At 73.7% G+C, this 17381-nt stretch carries 17 protein-coding genes; 10 read left to right on the top strand and 7 right to left on the bottom strand.

Features of this window, described 5'->3' with window-relative positions:
- Positions 1-6 precede the first annotated feature (6 nt).
- Together HEK131_RS02160 and HEK131_RS02155 are read left to right on the top strand one after the other, a co-directional pair.
- Complete coding sequence (locus HEK131_RS02160) at positions 7-2589, top strand: helicase C-terminal domain-containing protein (protein ID WP_244333472.1); 2583 nt, start codon at positions 7-9, stop codon at positions 2587-2589.
- 71 nt (positions 2590-2660) lie between these two features.
- On the top strand, positions 2661-4316 hold the full coding sequence (locus HEK131_RS02155; RefSeq protein WP_347881843.1) for a DNA repair helicase XPB: 1656 nt from the start codon (positions 2661-2663) through the stop codon (positions 4314-4316).
- Positions 4317-4322: 6 nt separating this feature from the next.
- Here the strand turns inward: HEK131_RS02155 and HEK131_RS02150 are convergent, their stop codons facing one another.
- Together HEK131_RS02150 and HEK131_RS02145 are read right to left on the bottom strand one after the other, a co-directional pair.
- Complete coding sequence (locus tag HEK131_RS02150; protein ID WP_217461346.1) at positions 4323-4529, bottom strand: hypothetical protein; 207 nt, start codon at positions 4527-4529, stop codon at positions 4323-4325.
- A gap of 148 nt (positions 4530-4677) precedes the next feature.
- The gene (locus tag HEK131_RS02145; protein WP_244333471.1) at positions 4678-5952 is read right to left on the bottom strand and encodes a hypothetical protein; all 1275 of its coding nucleotides are present in this window, start codon (positions 5950-5952) and stop codon (positions 4678-4680) included.
- A 242-nt stretch (positions 5953-6194) separates the two neighbouring features.
- On the opposite strand from HEK131_RS02145, the gene HEK131_RS02140 reads away from it, so the two are divergent.
- Positions 6195-8258: a HelD family protein gene (locus HEK131_RS02140; protein WP_244333470.1), complete on the top strand. Its 2064-nt coding sequence runs from the start codon at positions 6195-6197 to the stop codon at positions 8256-8258.
- 352 nt (positions 8259-8610) lie between these two features.
- Positions 8611-9153, top strand: a complete 543-nt coding sequence (locus HEK131_RS02135; RefSeq protein WP_244333469.1) for an LppU/SCO3897 family protein — start codon at positions 8611-8613, stop codon at positions 9151-9153.
- Between the two features lie 18 nt (positions 9154-9171).
- Here the strand turns inward: HEK131_RS02135 and HEK131_RS02130 are convergent, their stop codons facing one another.
- Positions 9172-9837: a DUF5701 family protein gene (locus HEK131_RS02130; protein WP_244333468.1), complete on the bottom strand. Its 666-nt coding sequence runs from the start codon at positions 9835-9837 to the stop codon at positions 9172-9174.
- A gap of 78 nt (positions 9838-9915) precedes the next feature.
- Complete coding sequence (locus HEK131_RS02125; RefSeq protein ID WP_244333467.1) at positions 9916-10608, bottom strand: copper homeostasis protein CutC; 693 nt, start codon at positions 10606-10608, stop codon at positions 9916-9918.
- A gap of 120 nt (positions 10609-10728) precedes the next feature.
- Here HEK131_RS02125 and HEK131_RS02120 point away from each other — a divergent pair, with 120 nt between their 5' ends.
- Positions 10729-11382, top strand: coding sequence for an HD domain-containing protein (locus tag HEK131_RS02120; RefSeq protein WP_244333466.1), 654 nt, complete (start codon positions 10729-10731; stop codon positions 11380-11382).
- Positions 11383-11410: 28 nt separating this feature from the next.
- The gene (locus HEK131_RS02115; protein WP_432215606.1) at positions 11411-12514 is read left to right on the top strand and encodes a GNAT family N-acetyltransferase; all 1104 of its coding nucleotides are present in this window, start codon (positions 11411-11413) and stop codon (positions 12512-12514) included.
- A 6-nt stretch (positions 12515-12520) separates the two neighbouring features.
- Here the strand turns inward: HEK131_RS02115 and HEK131_RS02110 are convergent, their stop codons facing one another.
- Together HEK131_RS02110 and HEK131_RS02105 are read right to left on the bottom strand one after the other, a co-directional pair.
- Positions 12521-12781: a DUF4031 domain-containing protein gene (locus HEK131_RS02110; RefSeq protein ID WP_217461351.1), complete on the bottom strand. Its 261-nt coding sequence runs from the start codon at positions 12779-12781 to the stop codon at positions 12521-12523.
- Positions 12782-12794: 13 nt separating this feature from the next.
- On the bottom strand, positions 12795-13190 hold the full coding sequence (locus HEK131_RS02105; protein WP_217461352.1) for a hypothetical protein: 396 nt from the start codon (positions 13188-13190) through the stop codon (positions 12795-12797).
- A gap of 55 nt (positions 13191-13245) precedes the next feature.
- Here HEK131_RS02105 and HEK131_RS02100 point away from each other — a divergent pair, with 55 nt between their 5' ends.
- From HEK131_RS02100 to HEK131_RS02080, 4 genes are all read left to right on the top strand, one after another.
- Entirely contained in the window at positions 13246-14151 is a 906-nt protein-coding gene (locus HEK131_RS02100) for a MurR/RpiR family transcriptional regulator (protein WP_244333465.1), read from the top strand.
- A 39-nt stretch (positions 14152-14190) separates the two neighbouring features.
- Positions 14191-15117: an N-acetylmuramic acid 6-phosphate etherase gene (murQ, locus tag HEK131_RS02095; RefSeq protein WP_217461354.1), complete on the top strand. Its 927-nt coding sequence runs from the start codon at positions 14191-14193 to the stop codon at positions 15115-15117.
- An 89-nt stretch (positions 15118-15206) separates the two neighbouring features.
- A complete protein-coding gene (locus HEK131_RS02085; protein WP_279614240.1) occupies positions 15207-16661 on the top strand; it encodes a PTS transporter subunit EIIC in 1455 nt (484 codons plus the stop codon).
- A gap of 30 nt (positions 16662-16691) precedes the next feature.
- Positions 16692-16913, top strand: coding sequence for a hypothetical protein (locus HEK131_RS02080; protein ID WP_217461356.1), 222 nt, complete (start codon positions 16692-16694; stop codon positions 16911-16913).
- Here the strand turns inward: HEK131_RS02080 and HEK131_RS02075 are convergent.
- A complete protein-coding gene (locus HEK131_RS02075; RefSeq protein ID WP_244333464.1) occupies positions 16910-17296 on the bottom strand; it encodes a VOC family protein in 387 nt (128 codons plus the stop codon). The genes HEK131_RS02080 and HEK131_RS02075 overlap by 4 nt on opposite strands.
- Positions 17297-17381 lie beyond the last annotated feature (85 nt).

Here is a 17381-nt window from a genome sequence, read left to right as displayed (position 1 = left end):
GGTCAGATGAGCCCCGAGGCATCTTCAGCCCCCCGGTCCCTGGCGGAGGCACTCCGTACGCGGGACGACGCCTCGCTGGGCGCGCTGCTGCGCGACCGACCCGACCTCATCGCGCCCGTCCCCACCGACCTCACCCAGCTCGCCACCCGCGCGGGCACCCGTGCCTCGGTGCTGCGCGCGCTGGAGCACCTGGACCGCTTCGCGCTCCAGACCGCTCAGGCGCTCGCCATCGCCCCGGACCCGGCGACCTACGACGCCCTGCACGAGCTGCTGGCCGGGGACGACGGCGACCCGGCCGTCACCGCCGCGCTGCCCGCCACCGTCGCCGCCCTGCGCAGGCAGGCCCTGATCTGGGGCGACGACGACCGGCTGCACCTCGTACGCACCGCCCGCGAACTCCTCGCCCCCTCCCCGCAGCACCCCTCCCCGACCGGGCTCGGCCCGACCGTGCGGGAGGCGACGTCGGGGATGTCGCCGGGGCGCGTGCAGCAGATCGTCAACACGGCCGGGCTGCCCTCCACGCACGACCCGGTCTCCGCCGTCGCCGCGCTCACCGGTCTGTTCACCGACCGGAAGCGGATGGCCGCGCTGCTCGCCGGGGCGCCGGAGGCCGCGCGCGAGGTGCTGACCCGGCTGATGTGGGGGCCGCCCTACGGCCAGGTCACCGCCGACCCGGCCGCCCACTTGCGCTGGCTGCTCGACCGGGGCCTGCTGCTGCCGACCGCGCCCGGCACGGTCGTCCTGCCCCGCGAGGTCGCGCTGCACCTGCGCGGCGGTCGCGCGCACCGGGTGCCCGAGCCGGTGCCGCCCGCCGTGGAGCCGTCCGTGGCCCATGGCCGGCGGATCGTGGACTCGACGGCGGCCGGGCAGGCGTACACCGCGCTCGCCACCATCGAGGAACTGCTGAAGCACTGGGACCAGGGCGGCCCGGCCGTACTGCGGGCCGGCGGCCTCAGCGTGCGCGACCTGAAGCGGGCCGCCGTGGCCCTCGACGCGCCCGAACCGCTCGCCGCGTTCTGGGTCGAGCTGGCCTACGCCGCCGGTCTCCTCGCCTCCGACGGCGCGGCCGACGAGCGCTACGCCCCCACCCCCGCCTACGACACCTGGATGGAGCGCCCCGTCGCCGAGCGCTGGGGCCGCCTCGCCTCCGCGTGGCTCGCGGCCACCCGGACGGCCGGGCTGGTCGGCGGCCGGGACGCCAAGGACCGCGCGCTCTCCGCACTCGGTCCGGGCCTGGACCGGTCGGCCGCCCCCGAGGTACGGCACCGGGTGCTGACCCTGCTGGCCGGACTCCCCGTGGGCGTGGCCCCCGCGCCGGACGCGGTGCTGACCCGGCTGACCTGGGAACGCCCGCTGCGCGCCCCCCAGCGCGACGGCACCGAGGACCTGCGTATCCGGCTGGCCCGCTGGACCCTGAGCGAGGCGGAGCTCCTCGGGGTGACGGGCCGGGGCGCCCTCTCCAGCCACGGCCGGGCCCTGCTGGGCATGGCGGCGGCCGAGGACGCCGACCCCGGACACGGCACCCCGCACCCCGGCGGCGGACCCGCCACCCACGCGGTCGTCGACGGCCACGCCCCCACGGCCGGCGGCGAGAGCGACGCCCCCGCCGCCGACCACCCCGCCCACACGGGCCCCCTCACCCCCACCGGGCAGGCGACCGCCACCGCCGTGGGCCTGCTCGCACCGCTCCTGCCCGAACCTCTCGACCACGTCCTGCTCCAGGCCGACCTCACCGCCGTGGCCCCCGGGCCCCTGCTGCGGCCGCTCGCCGAGACCCTCGGGGTGCTGGCGGACGTGGAGTCCAAGGGCGGCGCGACCGTGTACCGGTTCACCCCCGCCTCCGTACGGCGCGCGCTGGACGCCGGGCAGACCGCGGCCGATCTGCACGCCTTCCTCGCGCAGCACTCCCGGACCCCGGTGCCGCAGCCGCTCGCGTACCTCATCGACGACGTGGCCCGCAGGCACGGGCATCTGCGGGTGGGGGTCGCCTCGGCGTACGTCCGCTGCGACGACGACGCCGTGCTGAACGAGATCATCGCCGACAAGCGGGCCGCCGCCCTGCGGCTGCGCCGCCTCGCCCCGACGGTGCTGGCCGCGCCGTGCGACCCGGCCACCCTGCTGGAGGGCCTGCGGGCGCTGGGCTACGCGCCCGCCGCCGAGTCCTCCCAGGGCGATGTGCTGATCACCCGCGCCGACGCCCACCGCACCCCGCCGCGCACCGCGCCCGAGCCGGTGCCGGAGGGCCCGCCCTCGCCCGACGGCGTCCTGCTCACGGCCGCCGTCCGCGCCATCCGCGCCGGCGACCTGGCCGCCACCACCCCGCGCAAGACCACCGGCCCCGAGGTCACCGGCGGCGAACTGCCCCGCACCAGCCCGGCCGACACCCTGGCCACCATGCAGGCGGCCGTCATGACCGGCGAGGCCGTATGGATCGGCTACGTCAACGCCGACGGCGCCGCCAGCCAGCGCGTCGTCGCCCCCATCAGGGTCGAGGGCGGCTTCGTCACCGCCTACGACCACACCGCCGACGAAGTCCGCACCTACCCCCTGCACCGCATCACCGGAGTGGCCGAGCTGGCGGACGACTGAGCCCTGTGGCTGCCCCCTACGGCCGCGCATCGGGCACACTGGAGGTTTGGCCGCGCGGAAGGATGGCACAGGTGAACGGTCCGCTGATCGTCCAGTCAGACAAAACCCTGCTCCTGGAAGTCGACCACGAGCGGGCCGACGAATGCCGTCGGGCCATCGCGCCCTTCGCGGAACTGGAACGGGCTCCCGAGCACATCCACACCTACCGGCTCACCCCGCTGGGCCTGTGGAACGCGCGGGCCGCCGGGCACGACGCCGAGCAGGTCGTCGACGCGCTGGTGCAGTACAGCCGGTATCCCGTGCCGCACGCGCTGCTCGTCGACATCGCCGAGACCATGGACCGGTACGGCAGACTCACGCTGAGCAAGCACCCCGCGCACGGGCTGGTGCTCACCACCACCGACCGGCCGGTGCTGGAGGAGATCCTGCGCTCCAAGCGGGTCGCCCCGCTGGTGGGCAACCGGATCGACCCGGACACCGTCGCCGTGCACCCCTCCGAGCGCGGCCAGATCAAGCAGACCCTGCTCAAGCTGGGCTGGCCCGCCGAGGACCTCGCCGGATACGTGGACGGCGAGGCGCACCCGATCGACCTGCGCGAGGACGGCTGGGCGCTGCGCCCCTACCAGAAGCAGGCCGTGGAGAACTTCTGGCACGGCGGCAGCGGTGTCGTGGTGCTGCCCTGCGGCGCGGGCAAGACGCTGGTCGGCGCCGGGGCGATGGCGCAGGCCGGGTCGACCACGCTGATCCTCGTCACCAACACCGTCTCCGCCCGGCAGTGGAAGCACGAGCTGGTGAAGCGCACCTCGCTGACCGAGGACGAGATCGGTGAGTACAGCGGCACCAAGAAGGAGATCCGGCCGGTCACCATCGCGACCTATCAGGTGCTGACCACCCGCCGGAAGGGTGTCTACCCGCACCTGGAGCTCTTCGACTCCCGTGACTGGGGTCTGATCGTCTACGACGAGGTCCATCTGCTGCCCGCTCCCGTCTTCAAGTTCACCGCCGATCTCCAGGCCCGCCGGCGCCTCGGTCTGACCGCGACGCTGGTGCGCGAGGACGGCCGCGAGTCCGACGTGTTCTCCCTGATCGGGCCCAAGCGGTTCGACGCGCCCTGGAAGGAGATCGAGGCGCAGGGCTACATCGCGCCCGCCGACTGCGTCGAGGTCCGCGTCAATCTCACCGACTCCGAGCGGCTCGCCTACGCCACCGCCGAGAGCGAGGACAAGTACCGCTTCTGTGCCACCACCGCGACCAAGCGGAAGGTCACGGAGGCGATCGTGCGCCGGTTCGCCGGGCAGCAGATCCTCGTCATCGGCCAGTACATCGACCAACTGGACGAGCTGGGCGAGCATCTGAACGCACCCGTGATCAAGGGCGAGACCTCCAACGCCCAGCGGGAGAAGCTCTTCGACGCCTTCCGCGAGGGCGAGATCAGCGTGCTGGTCGTCTCCAAGGTCGCCAACTTCTCCATCGACCTGCCCGAGGCCACGGTCGCCATCCAGGTGTCCGGCACCTTCGGTTCCCGGCAGGAGGAGGCGCAGCGGCTCGGCCGCGTGCTGCGGCCCAAGTCGGACGGTCACCGGGCGCACTTCTACTCGGTCGTCGCCCGCGACACCATCGACCAGGACTTCGCGGCCCACCGCCAGCGCTTCCTGGCCGAGCAGGGCTACGCCTACCGGATCGTCGACGCCGACGAGATCCTGGCGGAGGGGACGAAGGAGGGCTGAGCCCGGCTAGGGGTCCTCGAGGGCGTCCCCGTATCTGCGGTGGACGCCTGCCTCCTCGCCGTACTCGCCGAGTATGACCACGCCGAAGGCGGCCTGCGCGTAGACCTTGATCGCGCGCAGGGCCTCACCGAGGACGTGGTGATGTTCCCCGCCCGCCACTGCGGTGGCTCCGGACGGGCGGGGTGGGGCGGGGTGGATGGTTGCTGCGCTCATGTCTCCATGGTGAGACTTCCGGTATAAGTCCGGAATACACCCACGGGTCGGTTCTCAAAGCACTTCCTCTACACCCGGGGGTGGAGCCCGCCCCTACGCCCACCAGCCCGGTCCCCCTAGGGGAAAAGCGTCACGACCGGGGGAGGCGCTACGACCCGTCCGCGTGCACCGCGTACACGTACCGCTTCCCCGCGTACTCGCTGAGGTTCCAGATCACGGACTCGGCGAACGACCAGCCCGACGCGCCGCTGCTGTGGTAGCTCAGGTCCTCGCAGCCGATGGCCAGGTCGCACACCGTGCTCGCGGCCGAGGCGCCCGAGGTGAAGGTGCGCAGCGCGCCCGCGCCGGAGGGGCCGTTGCTGACCGACAGGTAGTGCTTGCTGCTGCGGGAGACGACGCCCTGGATCTTCTTCTGCGCCACCGTGACCGCCTCGCTCGGCGTGCCCGAGGACGGCTTGCGGGTGGTGTAGTCGAGGTTCCAGCGCACCACCTTGGGCGTGGTGGTCGGCGCGCCCGTGCCGTTGAAGGTGCCGTCGGTGTAGCTGACGGCGCCGTCCTCGGAGTACTCGCTCACCACCAGGCTGTCCGGCGTGCTGGCGCGGTCGAGGCCGATCGCCGAGTAGCGCAGGTACTTCCCGGAGTTGTCGTAGGCACCGCTCTGCGGGAGCACGTAGGAATAGCCGTAGCCGTAGTAGGCGCCGTCGACCAGGCCGCACGAGTCCTGCTGCGTGGTGTCGACCTGGAAGAGGGTGTCGAGGTCGAAGACCCTCAGCCCCTTGAAGGTGTCGACGACGTACAGCAGGTTGCCGTACCAGAGGATGCCGCCGGCGTGCTTGCGTATGGGGTTGAAGGAGAACTCGCCGGTGGCGGTCTTCACCGGCTCGACCAGCAGCACATGGCGGTAGGTGGGCGCGGAGGCGGAGTTGTAGTTGACGAAGGTGAGCCGCAGCCCCTTGTCCAGGGGGTAGTCGTCGGCTCCGGTGCCGTCCGGGTTGGTCTCGAAGTACCAGGAGACCAGGACGGCCTTGTCGCTGCCGCCCTCGGGGTAGACACCGTTGCCGTACGCGTCGGCGCTGGTGGTGACCCCCTGCGGGATCCAGTAGTCGACGGCCTGGTCGCCGCTGTCCCAGGTGAAGCCGGCCTCGAACGCCTCGGACGTGCCGGGGGCGCTGGTGAGGCGGGTGGCCTTGCGGTTGGTGTCGGCGAGGACGGCGGTGGCGTCGACCGAGGTCAGCTTGGTCGCCAGGCCCGCGTTCAGGGCGGCGAACTCCCCGTAGGAGTTGCCCGTACGGGTGGTCAGGGCGAACTGGGCGGGGTCGATCGTGGCGGCCTGGGCGGTGCCGGGCGCGAGGACGGTGCCGGCCACTCCGACGAAGGGCGCGGCGGCGATACCCCGGAGAATACTTCTACGCGTCATGGACATGACGTCGAACGTATGGCGTGAATGATCAACCGCACAAGGACGTCAGTTCGACCGCGATTCGCCTCCCGGCGATATTAGGCCGCGAGGGGAAAAACATTGGCCTCGCCCCGCCAGCCCCGCCTACAATCTCCGCTCTTGCCCGCCTCCCCTCGGAGTGCCGCCGCCCGGCCGGTAACCGGACGGCACCCCCAGGCCGTATCCGGCCTCGTGACCACGCAGCAGGTTCAACCGGAGGCACTCCCTTGTCCGCGACCGCGCCCGACCCGCTCGACGACCCCCGCGCCCCCCTGACCCGCGAGCGCACCCACCTCGCCGAATCCCGGTCCGCCCTGCGCGCCATGCGGGAGGACGTGGAGGCGCTGGACATCAAGGACGTCACCGCGAACTGGGTGAACGCCACGATCCTCGCCCGCCAGATCGACGACCGGATCAAGGCGCTGGCCGACCTCAGCGACACCCCGCTGTTCTTCGGCCGGCTCGACTACCTGCACGCGCCGGGGGCCGACCAGGCGGAGGGCGCGGAGGGCGAGCGGTTCTACATCGGGCGGCGGCACGTGCACGACGCGGACGGCGACCCCATGGTCATCGACTGGCGCGCCCCGGTCTCCCAGCCCTTCTACCGGGCGTCCAGGAAGGACCCGATGGACGTCGGGCTGCGCCGCCGCTTCGGCTACACCGGCGGCGAGCTGACCGCGTACGAGGACGAGCACCTCTCGGACCCGGCGGAGGCCGTGGCCACCAGCAAGCTGCTCCAGCAGGAGATCGAGCGGCCGCGCGTCGGCCCCATGCGCGACATCGTCGCCACCATCCAGCCCGAGCAGGACGAGATCGTCCGCAGTGGGCTCGGCGGCACCGTCTGTGTGCAGGGAGGCCCCGGTACGGGCAAGACGGCGGTCGGTCTGCACCGCGTCGCCTACCTGCTCTACGCCCACCGGGAGCGGCTCGCCCGCACCGGCACCCTGGTCATCGGGCCGAACCGGTCCTTCCTCCACTACATCGAGCAGGTCCTGCCCGCGCTGGGCGAGTTGAGCGTGCGGCAGGCCACCGTGGACGATCTGGTGGCGCATGTGGAGGTGCGCGGCACGGACGAGGCGGGCGCCGCCGTGCTCAAGGGCGACGCCCGGATGGCGGAGGTACTGCGCCGGGCGCTGTACGCGCAGGTGACGATGCCCACCGAGCCGGTCGTGGTGGTGCGCGGCTCGCGGCGCTGGCGCGTCCCGGCGTACGAACTGGAGGAGATCGTCCGCGAGTTGCTGAAGCGGGAGATCCGGTACGGCGCCGCCCGCGAGGCGCTGCCGCAGCGGATCGCGCACGCGGTGCTGGTGCAGATGGAGCGGTCCGGGGAGGCGCCGGACGACCGGGTGCAGGACGCGGTCGCGCGCAACAGCGCGGTCAAGGCGGCCGTGAAGGTCGTCTGGCCGCCCGCCGACCCGGCCAAGCTGGTGCTGCGGCTGCTGTCCGACGAGGAGTTCCTCGCCGAGCACGCGGCCGGGATCCTGGACGAGGACGAGCAGAAGGCCGTGCTCTGGGACAAGCCGGCGCGCAGCGTGAAGTCGGCCAAGTGGTCCGTGGCGGACGCGGTGCTGGTGGACGAGGCGGCCGATCTGATCCAGCGCACGCACTCGCTGGGCCATGTGGTGCTGGACGAGGCACAGGACCTGTCCCCCATGCAGTACCGCGCGGTCGGCCGCCGCTGCACCACCGGCAGCGCGACCGTCCTGGGCGACCTGGCGCAGGGCACCACCCCCTGGGCCACCCGGAGCTGGGACGAGGCGCTGGCCCATCTCGGCAAGGGCGACGGGGTGATCGAGGAGCTGACGGCAGGTTTCCGCGTCCCCACGGACGTGATCACCTACGCCTCCCGGCTGCTCCCCCACATCGCCCCCGGCCTGACCCCGGTCGCCTCCGTCCGCGAGAACCCCGGCTTCTTCGAGGTGCGCGCGATCGACGGCGACACCGAAGTGGTGGCCGCCTGCGAGGAGTTGCTGCGCCACGAGGGCTCGACCGGTCTGATCGCCGCCGACGCCCGCGTGCCCGCGCTCGCCGACGCGCTGACGGCGGCCGGGATCGGCTTCCTCGCACCGGGCGAGGAGACCACCGAGCAGACCCGGCTGACCCTGGTCCCGGCCTCGCTCGCCAAGGGCCTGGAGTACGACTACGTGGTCCTGGACGAGCCGCGGGCCGTGGTCGACGGCGAGCCCGACGAACGCACCGGCCTGCGGCGGCTGTACGTCACGCTGACCCGAGCGGTGTCGGGCCTGATCGTGGCGCACACCGGGCCGCTGCCCGCGCAGCTCACCGCCTGAGGGGGCCGGCTCCGGGGCTGGATAGGGTGCTGAGCCTGCCCTCCTGCCATGCCCCGCCTGCCATGTCCTGCCGAAAGGTCCCCTGTTGAGCGTGCCGCCGCCTCCGCCCCTACCCCCGCAGCCGTACCCGGCCGCACCCGGACAGGGCGCCCCGTACGGGTACGGGCAGCAGCCGGGGGCGGTGTCTTACGGATATCCGCAGGTCCCTTACGGACACCCGCAGGCCCCTTACGGATATCCGCAGGCCCCCTACGGGTATCCGCAGGCGGCCGGGCCGGTGGGGTGCCAGATGTGCGGGGCGGGGCCCGCCGCGCCGGTGACCGTGCGGGGGCATCAGGGCATGGTCGTGATCATGCGCTCCCTGAAGCGGCAGGGGATGCTCTGCCGGACCTGCGCGCTGTCCGTGTTCCGCGAGATGCAGGCCGAGACCCTGGTCGCGGGCTGGTGGGGGCCGCTGTCGGTGCTCATCACGCCCTTCGTCCTGCTCGCCAACCTCGGCGCGCTGTCCGGTATCCGGCGCATGCCCGCCCCGGTCACACCCGGCTGGCGGCCACCTCTGGACCCCGGCAAGCCGGTGTTCCAGCGCCCGGCCGGGGTGCTCGCGCTGATACCGCTGGGCCTGCTGGGACTGCTGGTCACGCTCGTCACGGGGCTCCTGCTCGTCGGGCTGGTGCCCGGCCTGAGCGGCGACGACGCCCACCTGAAGCCTGGCTCGTGCGCCGTCAACGACGGCGACTGGACCGAGCAGGACCTGCGGAGTGTCCCCTGCGACTCCGTCGACGCCCAGTTCCGGGTCGTCGACCCGCAACAGGAGCCGTGCGCGAAGGGCGACTTCCTCGCGGAGCCCAGATACAGCACGGAGGGGATCGGACTGTGCCTGCGGCCGGTCCGGTGAGGGACGCCACTTGAGGGTTCAGCCCCTCCCAGCCGGGTCCAGCCCCTCCCGCCCGGTCCCCGAGGCGAACCCCAGCCACGTGTGCCGGTTGCCCGCCCAGCACCACCCCACCTTGGGAGCCTCGCGCCGCTCGCGCCCGTCCCGGCCGGTGCCGTTGCTGATCCAGAGCGCCGGGGTACGGGCGTCCAGCGTGCCCTTGGGCTTGCGCAGCCGCGAACCGATGGTCATGAAGCAGTGATTGCGCTCCAGCACGTCCGGGTGCTGCACGGCCCAGTGGATGCCCTCGGTCAGCAGCAGCGGGGTGCGGGACGCGGCGGTGAGCGCGGGAAGTGCCTCGTCCGGGCTCCAGTTCGCCATGTCGTCGCCCCGGTCGACTCCGCCGACCAGGTACAGCGGGGTGTCCGGCAGGTCGATGCCGTCCAGCGGCGCGAAGAGGTCGACGTCGGTCATGTCGGTGACGACGAACCCCGGCTTGCCCCGGCGGCTGAGCAGCGGCGCGAGCGCGGAGGCCGGGGCGCGGTCGGGGTGCACGGCGAGCAGGGCGCCGTCGCCGCTCTCCCCGAGCCCCTCGACGGAGGCCCGGACCTCGGCGGCCGACAGCCCCGCGATCTCGTGCACCCCCAGCTCGATCAGCCGCTCGGCCTGCGTACTCAGGGGGGTGAAGGTCTGCGTGGTCTCGGACACGATGCTCCCAACGACAGCGGTGTGCACGGGCGCAGGCCCAACGAACCGCCCTCCCGGAACATTCCCGGCACGCCCCGCCTACTCCCCGTCCAGCGTCTCCCGCCACACCCCGACCGCCTCGGCGCACACCGGCCCGGTCCACCCCTGCGGACGGGCCGCGCCACCGATGTGGAAGGCGTCGATGCCGGCCGACCGCAGCGCGGGGACGTGTTCGAGGCGCAGCCCGCCGCCGACCATGATCCGGGGCTCGTACCCCGGCGTCCCGGTGTGCGCGGCCTCGGCCGTCAGCGTGGTCAGGCCCTCGTCCACGCCCGCCGCCGAACCTGCCGTCAGGAAGGTGTCCAGGCCGGACAGCCCGCACAGCCGCTTGCGCAGCGCGTCCCGGTCGGCGGCGCGGTCGATCGCGCGGTGGAAGGTCCACGGGCAGCCGTCCAGCGCCTCGACGACCCGCTCGACCGCCGCCAGGTCCACGTCCCCGGCCGGGTCGAGGAAGCCCAGCACGAACTGGTCGGCGCCCGCCGCCCGCAGTCCGGCGGCCACCCCGGTCAGCCGGTCGAGGTCGCCCGCCGCGAACCCGTCCGACAGCCGCAGCATCACGCGCAGGTCGATCGTGACGGCGGCCCGGATCGCGGCCACCACGGCGGGGTCGGGGCTGAGCCCGTCCGCCGCCATGTCGGTGACCAGTTCCAGCCGGTCCGCGCCTCCCGCCTGGGCGGCGACCGCGTCCTCGACCCCGAGGGCGATCACCTCCAGGACCGCACGCTTGCTCATGGCACCCCAATTCCTCGGCGTTCGGCATCGTCACCCGGACGACCGGCATACGACGGCGGCTACAGGTCTAGTCCAATTCCAGGGTACGCCCCGCCCCCGGATCACCGGAACAATGGACACATGGCCGACGCAGACACCGCAGCAGACCTCGGGCTCCGCTTCGCCCGCGCCCTCGAAGCCGCCCGCGCGCCGGGCGGGGGCCCGGACCCGGCGCCGTACGCCGACAACCTGATCGCCCGCTGGCGGGAGCCGCAGCGCCGGTATCACACGCTCGCCCACCTCACCGCGGTCCTCGACCGGGTCGACGCCCTGGCGGAGTACGCCGACGACCCCGACCTCGTACGGCTCGCGGCCTGGTTCCACGACGCGGTGTACCTGCCCGAGCGGTCGGAGAACGAGGAGCGGTCGGCGCGGCTGGCCGAGCGGGCGCTGACCGAGGCCGGGGTGCCGCAGGCGAAGGTCGCGGAGGTGGCCCGGCTGGTCCGGCTCACCGTCGGCCACGACCCGGCCGAGGACGACCGCGACGGCCAGGTGCTGTGCGACGCCGACCTGGCGATCCTGGCCTCGGAGCCGTCCGCGTACGCGGCCTACACGGCCGAGATCCGCGAGGAGTACCACTTCGTGCCGAACGACGCCTTCCACGAAGGGCGTTCGGCGGTGCTGCGCCAACTCCTCGACCTGCCGAGGCTGTTCCACACCCCTTACGGGTCGGAGCACTGGGAGGCGACGGCCCGCTGGAACCTCGCCGGAGAGCTGGAAATGCTGTCGCCCTGAGTCGGGGCTCACCCCTAGGGTTCCTCGCATGCGAGCGATGAGCGGGGACCAGGTGACCGAGGCCGTGCGCGGCTGCGTGACGACGCTGCGCGCGGCGGTGGACCGCGACTGGTCCGCCGTCCGGGCCGGCAGGCTGGACTGGGACTGCCACGCCACCGCCGTGCACGTGGCGGACGACCTGCTCGCCTACGCCGCCAACCTGGCCGGACGCGCGCGGGACGCCTACGTCCCCTTCGAACTGCGCCTGGACGACGGCACCGGCAACGACGGACTGCTGCACGTCATCGAGACGACCGGCGCCCTGCTCGCCGCGGCGGTGGACACCGCCGATCCCCGGGTCAGGGCCTTCCACCCGTACCCGTTCCGCAGCGCCGACCGCGAGGGGTTCGCCGCGATGGGCGTGGCCGAGGTGCTGCTGCACACCCATGACATGGCGGAGGGCCTCGGCCTGGACCACACCCCCGCCGAGGGGCTGGCCGAGTCCGTGCTGACCTGGCTCTTCCCGCACGTCCAGCCGGGCCCGGAAGCCTGGCCGACCCTGCTGTGGGCGACCGGCCGGGGCGAGCTGGAGGGCCGTCCGGCGGTGGACGCCTGGCGCTGGCACAACAACCTCGTCATCCCCGCCGAACGCCTCACCCTCACCGGCCTGCGCCCGGCCGCCGCCCGCGATCTGCGCCTGGGCGGCGACGGCGGCTTCACCTGGCTCGGCGGCGCCCCCTACGAGGGCACCCGCGAGGCGGCCGGCTTCATGGTCAAGGCGTACGAAGCGGGCGTCCACCGCCCCGACTTCGGCGTCTTCACCCTGGTCCGGGCCGAGGACGGCCTCGCCGTCGGCGGCATCGGTTTCCACGGCACCCCGGACACCGAGGGCCGCGTGGAGATCGGCTACGACCTCGTCCCCGAGGCACGCGGCCAGGGCTACGCCACGGAGGCGCTCCGCGCGCTGACACAGTGGGCCCTGGCCCGCGACGACGTCCACTCGGTCGTCGCCACCGTCGAGGCGGACAACGCCCCCTCCCAACGCGTCCTGGCCCGCGCCGGCTTCCACCGCGCCGGGACGGAACAGGAAGAGGCGGCCCGCGAGGAACACGGCATGGCGAGCGGGCTGCGGCTGTACGTGCACGGCGGCTGACCGCCGCTACGTACCCTTCCGCCTGCGCAGTCCCGCCGCGTGCAGCAGCCGCACCACGTCCCGGCTCCGCACCTCCACCGCGCCCGCCGCCACCGCGTCGGCGTAGCGGTGGGCCGGGATGTCGTAGTGGTCCCGCTCGAACGCGCGCGGGGGCACGCCGAGGGCCGCCGCGAACAGGTGCAGTTCGTCGTAGGACACGTCGCTGACCAGGTGGGACCACATGCGGCCGTGGCCGGGCCAGGTGGGCGGGTCGATGTAGACCGTCACGCGGACCCGGCCGTCACCGGGGGGTGTTCCCGTCCAGCGCCTTGGCGAGCGAGCCCACGGCGGCGACGTCCACGCCCGCCTCGTGGCAGACCCAGTGCGGGTCGGGGCCGAGCTCCGGTTCCACGTCCAGGGCGTGCGGGTCGCCGGTGCCGCAGGCCGGGCACAGCGGCCAGCGGCCCTGCCGGTCCAGCAGCGCGTCCTGGACGTCCTGCGCGACCAGCCCCGCGACGAAGTCGGCGCCCTCGGGCCACTGCTCGACCCACCAGCGGCGCTGCGTGAGCGACTCCTCCACCAGCGAGACCACGTCCGCCTCGGCCACCCCGCTCGCCATCAGGTCGGCGAGCACGAGCGCGCGGGCCGCGTGCAACGCCTGCTCAAGGGGGCTGACGGGATCTGTGGCGTCGTCCATCCCTCCATTGTGCGCACTCTTGCCCCGCCTGCCGAACCGGAAATATCTTTCAGGGGTGACCCAGGACGTGAAGGAAACTTTCGGGAGTCCCGGCGGCTCGCTCGCAGCCAAGGTGCGCACCCTCACCCCGTCCATGACCCGGTCCATGCAGCGCGTGGCCGAGGCCGTGGCGGGCGACCCGGCCGGCTGCGCCGCCCTCACGGTCACCGGGCTCGCGGAGCTGACCGGCACCAGCGAGGCCACCGTCGTCCGCACCGCCCGCATCCTCGGTTACCCCGGCTACCGCGATCTGCGGCTCGCCCTCGCCGGGCTCGCCGCCCGCCAGGAGTCCGGGAGCGCCCCCGCGATCACCACGGACATCGCGGTGGACGACCCGCTCTCCGAGGTCGTCACCAAGCTCGCCTACGAGGAGCAGCAGACCCTCGCCGACACCGCGGCCGGACTGGACACCGCCCAGCTCGGCGCGGCCGTCACCGCACTGGCCGCCGCCCGCCGCACCGACGTGTACGGCATCGGTGCGTCCGGCCTCGTCGCGCAGGACCTCACCCAGAAGCTGCTGCGGATCGGGCTGGTCGCGCACGCGCCGGGCGATCCCCACCTCGCGGTGACCAACGCGGTGCAGCTCCGCGCGGGTGACGTGGCCATCGCCATCACCCACTCCGGTTCGACCGGCGACGTCATAGAACCGCTGCGGGCCGCCTTCGAGCGCGGCGCGACCACCATCGCCATCACCGGCCGCCCCGACTCGCCGGTCACCCAGTACGCCGATCACGTACTGACCACGGCCACCTCCCGCGAGAGCGAGCTGCGCCCCGCCGCGATGTCCTCCCGGACGGGCCAACTCCTCGTCGTGGACTGCCTGTTCGTGGGCGTGGCCCAGCGGACGTACGAGAGCGCGGCCCCCGCCCTGGCCGCGTCCTACGAGGCGCTGGCCCACCGGCACCGGAGCACCACGCGTTAGCTTTCCTCGTTCGGACCCGACCGGAAAGAGCCGCACCAGATGACCGACTCACTTCGCCTCCAGAGCGAGCTGGCCACCCTGACCACCGAGGCGTTCCGGCCGGAGCTGGCCGGGATCGACCAACTGCCCACCCTGGACATCGCCCGGCTGATGAACGGCGAGGACACGGGCGTCCCCGCCGCCGTCGCGGCCCGGCTGCCCGAGATCGCCGCCGCCGTGGACGCCATCGCCGACCGCATGGGCCGCGGCGGCCGTCTCGTCTACGCCGGTGCCGGCACGGCCGGACGCCTCGGCGTGCTGGACGCCTCCGAGTGCCCGCCCACCTTCAACACCGCCCCCGGCCAGGTCGTCGGGCTGATCGCGGGCGGGCCGGGGGCGATGGTGAACTCCGTGGAGGGCGCGGAGGATTCCGTCGAGCTGGCCCGCGCCGACCTGGACGCGCTGAAGCTGACCCCCGAGGACTCGGTGGTCGGCGTCTCCGCGTCCGGGCGCACGCCGTACGCGGTCGGCGCCGTCGAGCACGCCCGCGCGGCAGGCGCCCTGACGGTGGGCCTGTCCTGCAACGCGGACAGCGCCCTCGCGGCCGCCGCCGAGCACGGCATCGAGGTGGTCGTGGGCCCCGAGCTGCTCACCGGCTCGACCCGGCTCAAGTCGGGTACGGCGCAGAAGCTGGTCCTGAACATGCTGTCGACGATCACGATGATCCGGCTGGGCAAGACGTACGGGAACCTGATGGTCGACGTCCGCGCCTCCAACGCCAAGCTCCGGGCGCGCTCCCGGCGGATCGTGGCACAGGCGACGGGCGCGGCGGAGGCGGAGATCGAGCGGGCGCTGACCGAGGCGGACGGCGAGGTGAAGACCGCCATCCTGATCATCCTGGCCGGGGTGGACGGCCCCGAGGCCACCCGGCTCCTGGAGGAGTCCGAGGGCCGGCTGCGGACGGCTCTGGCGAACGCGCGCCCGTAAGGCGGGCAACGCGTACGGCCGCCCGCCTTACGGAGGAGTCCCGCGCGCCGCACCGGCGGCGGTGGCGTCCCGGCGCGCAGGCTCAAGGGGTGCGCAACGACTCCGCCACCGCCTCCGCCGTCCTCGCCCTGACGGGCGGCCCCGCCAACATCACCCACGTCACCCACTGCCTCACCCGCCTCCGCCTCACCGTGACCGACCCGGCCGCGGTGGACGAGGGGGCGCTGCGCGCGCTGCCCGGCGTGCTCGGGGTGATCGGCGCGGGCAGCGCGTCCCTCCAGGTCGTCCTGGGGCCGGGGGTGGTCGGTGAGGTCACGGCGGAGGTGGAGCGGCAGCTCGCGGCGGCGCACGCGGGGGGCGTACGCGCGGGAGCGGGCGCCGTCGAAGCGGGCAAGGGTACGAAGGCCCCGCCCGCCACCCCCTCACCGGAGAAGGCGGGCTCCCCCGCACCGGAGAAGGGCCCCGTCGCGGCCGCACTGCGCCGGGTCGCCAACGTCTTCGTCCCCCTCATCCCCGCCCTCATCGGCTGCGGCATCATCGCGGGCGTCAACGGCCTGCTGACGAACGCCGGCTGGCTCCCCGGCCTCACCCCCGCCCTGGCGGCCATCGCCTCCGGGTTCATGGCCCTGATCGCGGTCTTCGTCGGCTACCAGACCGCGAAGGAGTTCGGCGGGACCCCGATCCTCGGCGGAGCCGTGGCAGCGGTCGTCGTGTATCCCGGCGTGGCGAAGGTGACCGCGTTCGGGGTGCATCTCTCCCCCGGCCAGGGCGGCGTCCTCGGCGCACTCGCCGCCGCCCTGCTGGCCACGCGGATCGAGAAGTGGTGCCGGGGCCGCCTGCCCGGCGCGCTGGACGTCCTGCTCACCCCCACCGTGACCGTCCTCGTCGCCGGCCTGGCCACGCTGTACGGCCTGATGTACGCGGCCGGAGCCGTCGCCACCGCGATCGGCACCGGCGCGAACTGGCTGCTCACCACCACCGGCGCGTTCGCGGGCCTGCTCCTCGGCGGCCTGTTCCTCCCCCTCGTCATGCTGGGCCTGCACCAGGCCCTGATCCCCATCCACACCACCCTCATCGAGCAGCAGGGCTACACCGTGCTGCTCCCCCTGCTGGCCATGGCGGGCGCGGGCCAGGTCGGCGGCGCGCTCGCGGTGTACGTGCGCCTGCGCCACGACACCACCCTGCGCACCACGATCCGCTCGGCGCTCCCTGCGGGCCTGCTCGGCGTGGGCGAACCCCTGATCTACGGCGTCTCGCTCCCCCTCGGCCGCCCCTTCGTCACCGCCTGCGTGGGCGGAGCGGCGGGCGGCGCGTTCGTCGGCTTCTTCGCGATGCTCGGCGAGAAGGTCGGCGCGACCGCCATCGGCCCCTCCGGCTGGGCCCTCTTCCCCCTCCTCACCGGCAACCAGGGCCCCGCACCGGCCCTGGCCATCTACGCCGGCGGCCTCCTGACGGCCTACGCGACCGGCTTCGCGGCGACGCTCGCCTTCGGCTTCCCGAGAGGTACGGCCCCCGCGCCGGCCGAACGGACTTCCGCATCGTGACGCCTGCCGCTCCTCCTCGTTGCCCCTGACATGAAGAAGCTGCTGTTCGCCACGCTCGCCGTCGCCGCGTCCTCCGCCGCGCTGGCCGCCCCCGCCCACGCCGCTGCGGACGACGGCCGCTGGACGGCCGAGGGCACCACCCGCTGCGCGGCCGACCTGACCGTGGCCCCGGTGGTCAAGGCGGTCTCCCCGCTGCCCATGGCCGAGCAGGCCCCCGCCTGCGGGGAGGGCAGCCTGCTGCACCACCGCTAGCCGTACTGGGCGAGCTGGACGAGGTTGCCGCAGGTGTCGTCCAGCACCGCGATGGTCACCGGGCCCGCCTCCACCGGCTCCATGGTGAAGCGCACCCCGAGCCCGCGCAGCCGGTCGTACTCGGCGCGCACGTCGTCCACGGCGAAGGAGGTGGCCGGGATGCCGTCGCCGTGCAGGGCGGAGGTGTACGGCTTGGCCGCGGGGTGGGCGTCGGGCTCCAGCAGCAGTTCGGTGCCGTCGGGCTGCTCGGGCGAGACCACGGTCAGCCACCGGTACTCGCCGAGCGGCACGTCGGCCTTCTTCACGAAGCCCAGCACCTCGGTGTAGAAGGCCAGCGCCTTCTCCTGGTCGTCCACGAAAAGACTGGTCAGGTTGATCCTCATGGGCGGGCCTCCGGGGTCGGCGAACGGTACGGCGGACCGCGCGAGCGGACCCGGAACCGATCCTCGCGCATTCCGTGCCCGGCCG

The organism is Streptomyces seoulensis, from assembly GCF_022846655.1.
In the GTDB taxonomy this organism is placed as follows: Bacteria; Actinomycetota; Actinomycetes; order Streptomycetales; family Streptomycetaceae; genus Streptomyces.
The sequence above is the reverse complement of the archived record's forward strand: the minus strand, read 5'-3'. Positions and strand labels throughout refer to the sequence as shown.

Bases quoted from the DNA above. Each gene is read 5' to 3' on its own strand.
- HEK131_RS02125 (WP_244333467.1), bottom strand. From the start codon at position 10,608: ATGAGCAAGCGTGCGGTCCTGGAGGTGATCGCCCTCGGGGTCGAGGAC.
- HEK131_RS02115 (WP_432215606.1), top strand. From the start codon at position 11,411: ATGCGAGCGATGAGCGGGGACCAGGTGACCGAGGCCGTGCGCGGCTGC.
- murQ (WP_217461354.1), top strand. From the start codon at position 14,191: ATGACCGACTCACTTCGCCTCCAGAGCGAGCTGGCCACCCTGACCACC.
- HEK131_RS02160 (WP_244333472.1), top strand. From the start codon at position 7: ATGAGCCCCGAGGCATCTTCAGCCCCCCGGTCCCTGGCGGAGGCACTC.
- HEK131_RS02145 (WP_244333471.1), bottom strand. From the start codon at position 5,952: ATGTCCATGACGCGTAGAAGTATTCTCCGGGGTATCGCCGCCGCGCCC.
- HEK131_RS02120 (WP_244333466.1), top strand. From the start codon at position 10,729: ATGGCCGACGCAGACACCGCAGCAGACCTCGGGCTCCGCTTCGCCCGC.
- HEK131_RS02075 (WP_244333464.1), bottom strand. From the start codon at position 17,296: ATGAGGATCAACCTGACCAGTCTTTTCGTGGACGACCAGGAGAAGGCG.
- HEK131_RS02150 (WP_217461346.1), bottom strand. From the start codon at position 4,529: ATGAGCGCAGCAACCATCCACCCCGCCCCACCCCGCCCGTCCGGAGCC.
- HEK131_RS02105 (WP_217461352.1), bottom strand. From the start codon at position 13,190: ATGGACGACGCCACAGATCCCGTCAGCCCCCTTGAGCAGGCGTTGCAC.
- HEK131_RS02135 (WP_244333469.1), top strand. From the start codon at position 8,611: ATGCGCTCCCTGAAGCGGCAGGGGATGCTCTGCCGGACCTGCGCGCTG.
- HEK131_RS02080 (WP_217461356.1), top strand. From the start codon at position 16,692: ATGAAGAAGCTGCTGTTCGCCACGCTCGCCGTCGCCGCGTCCTCCGCC.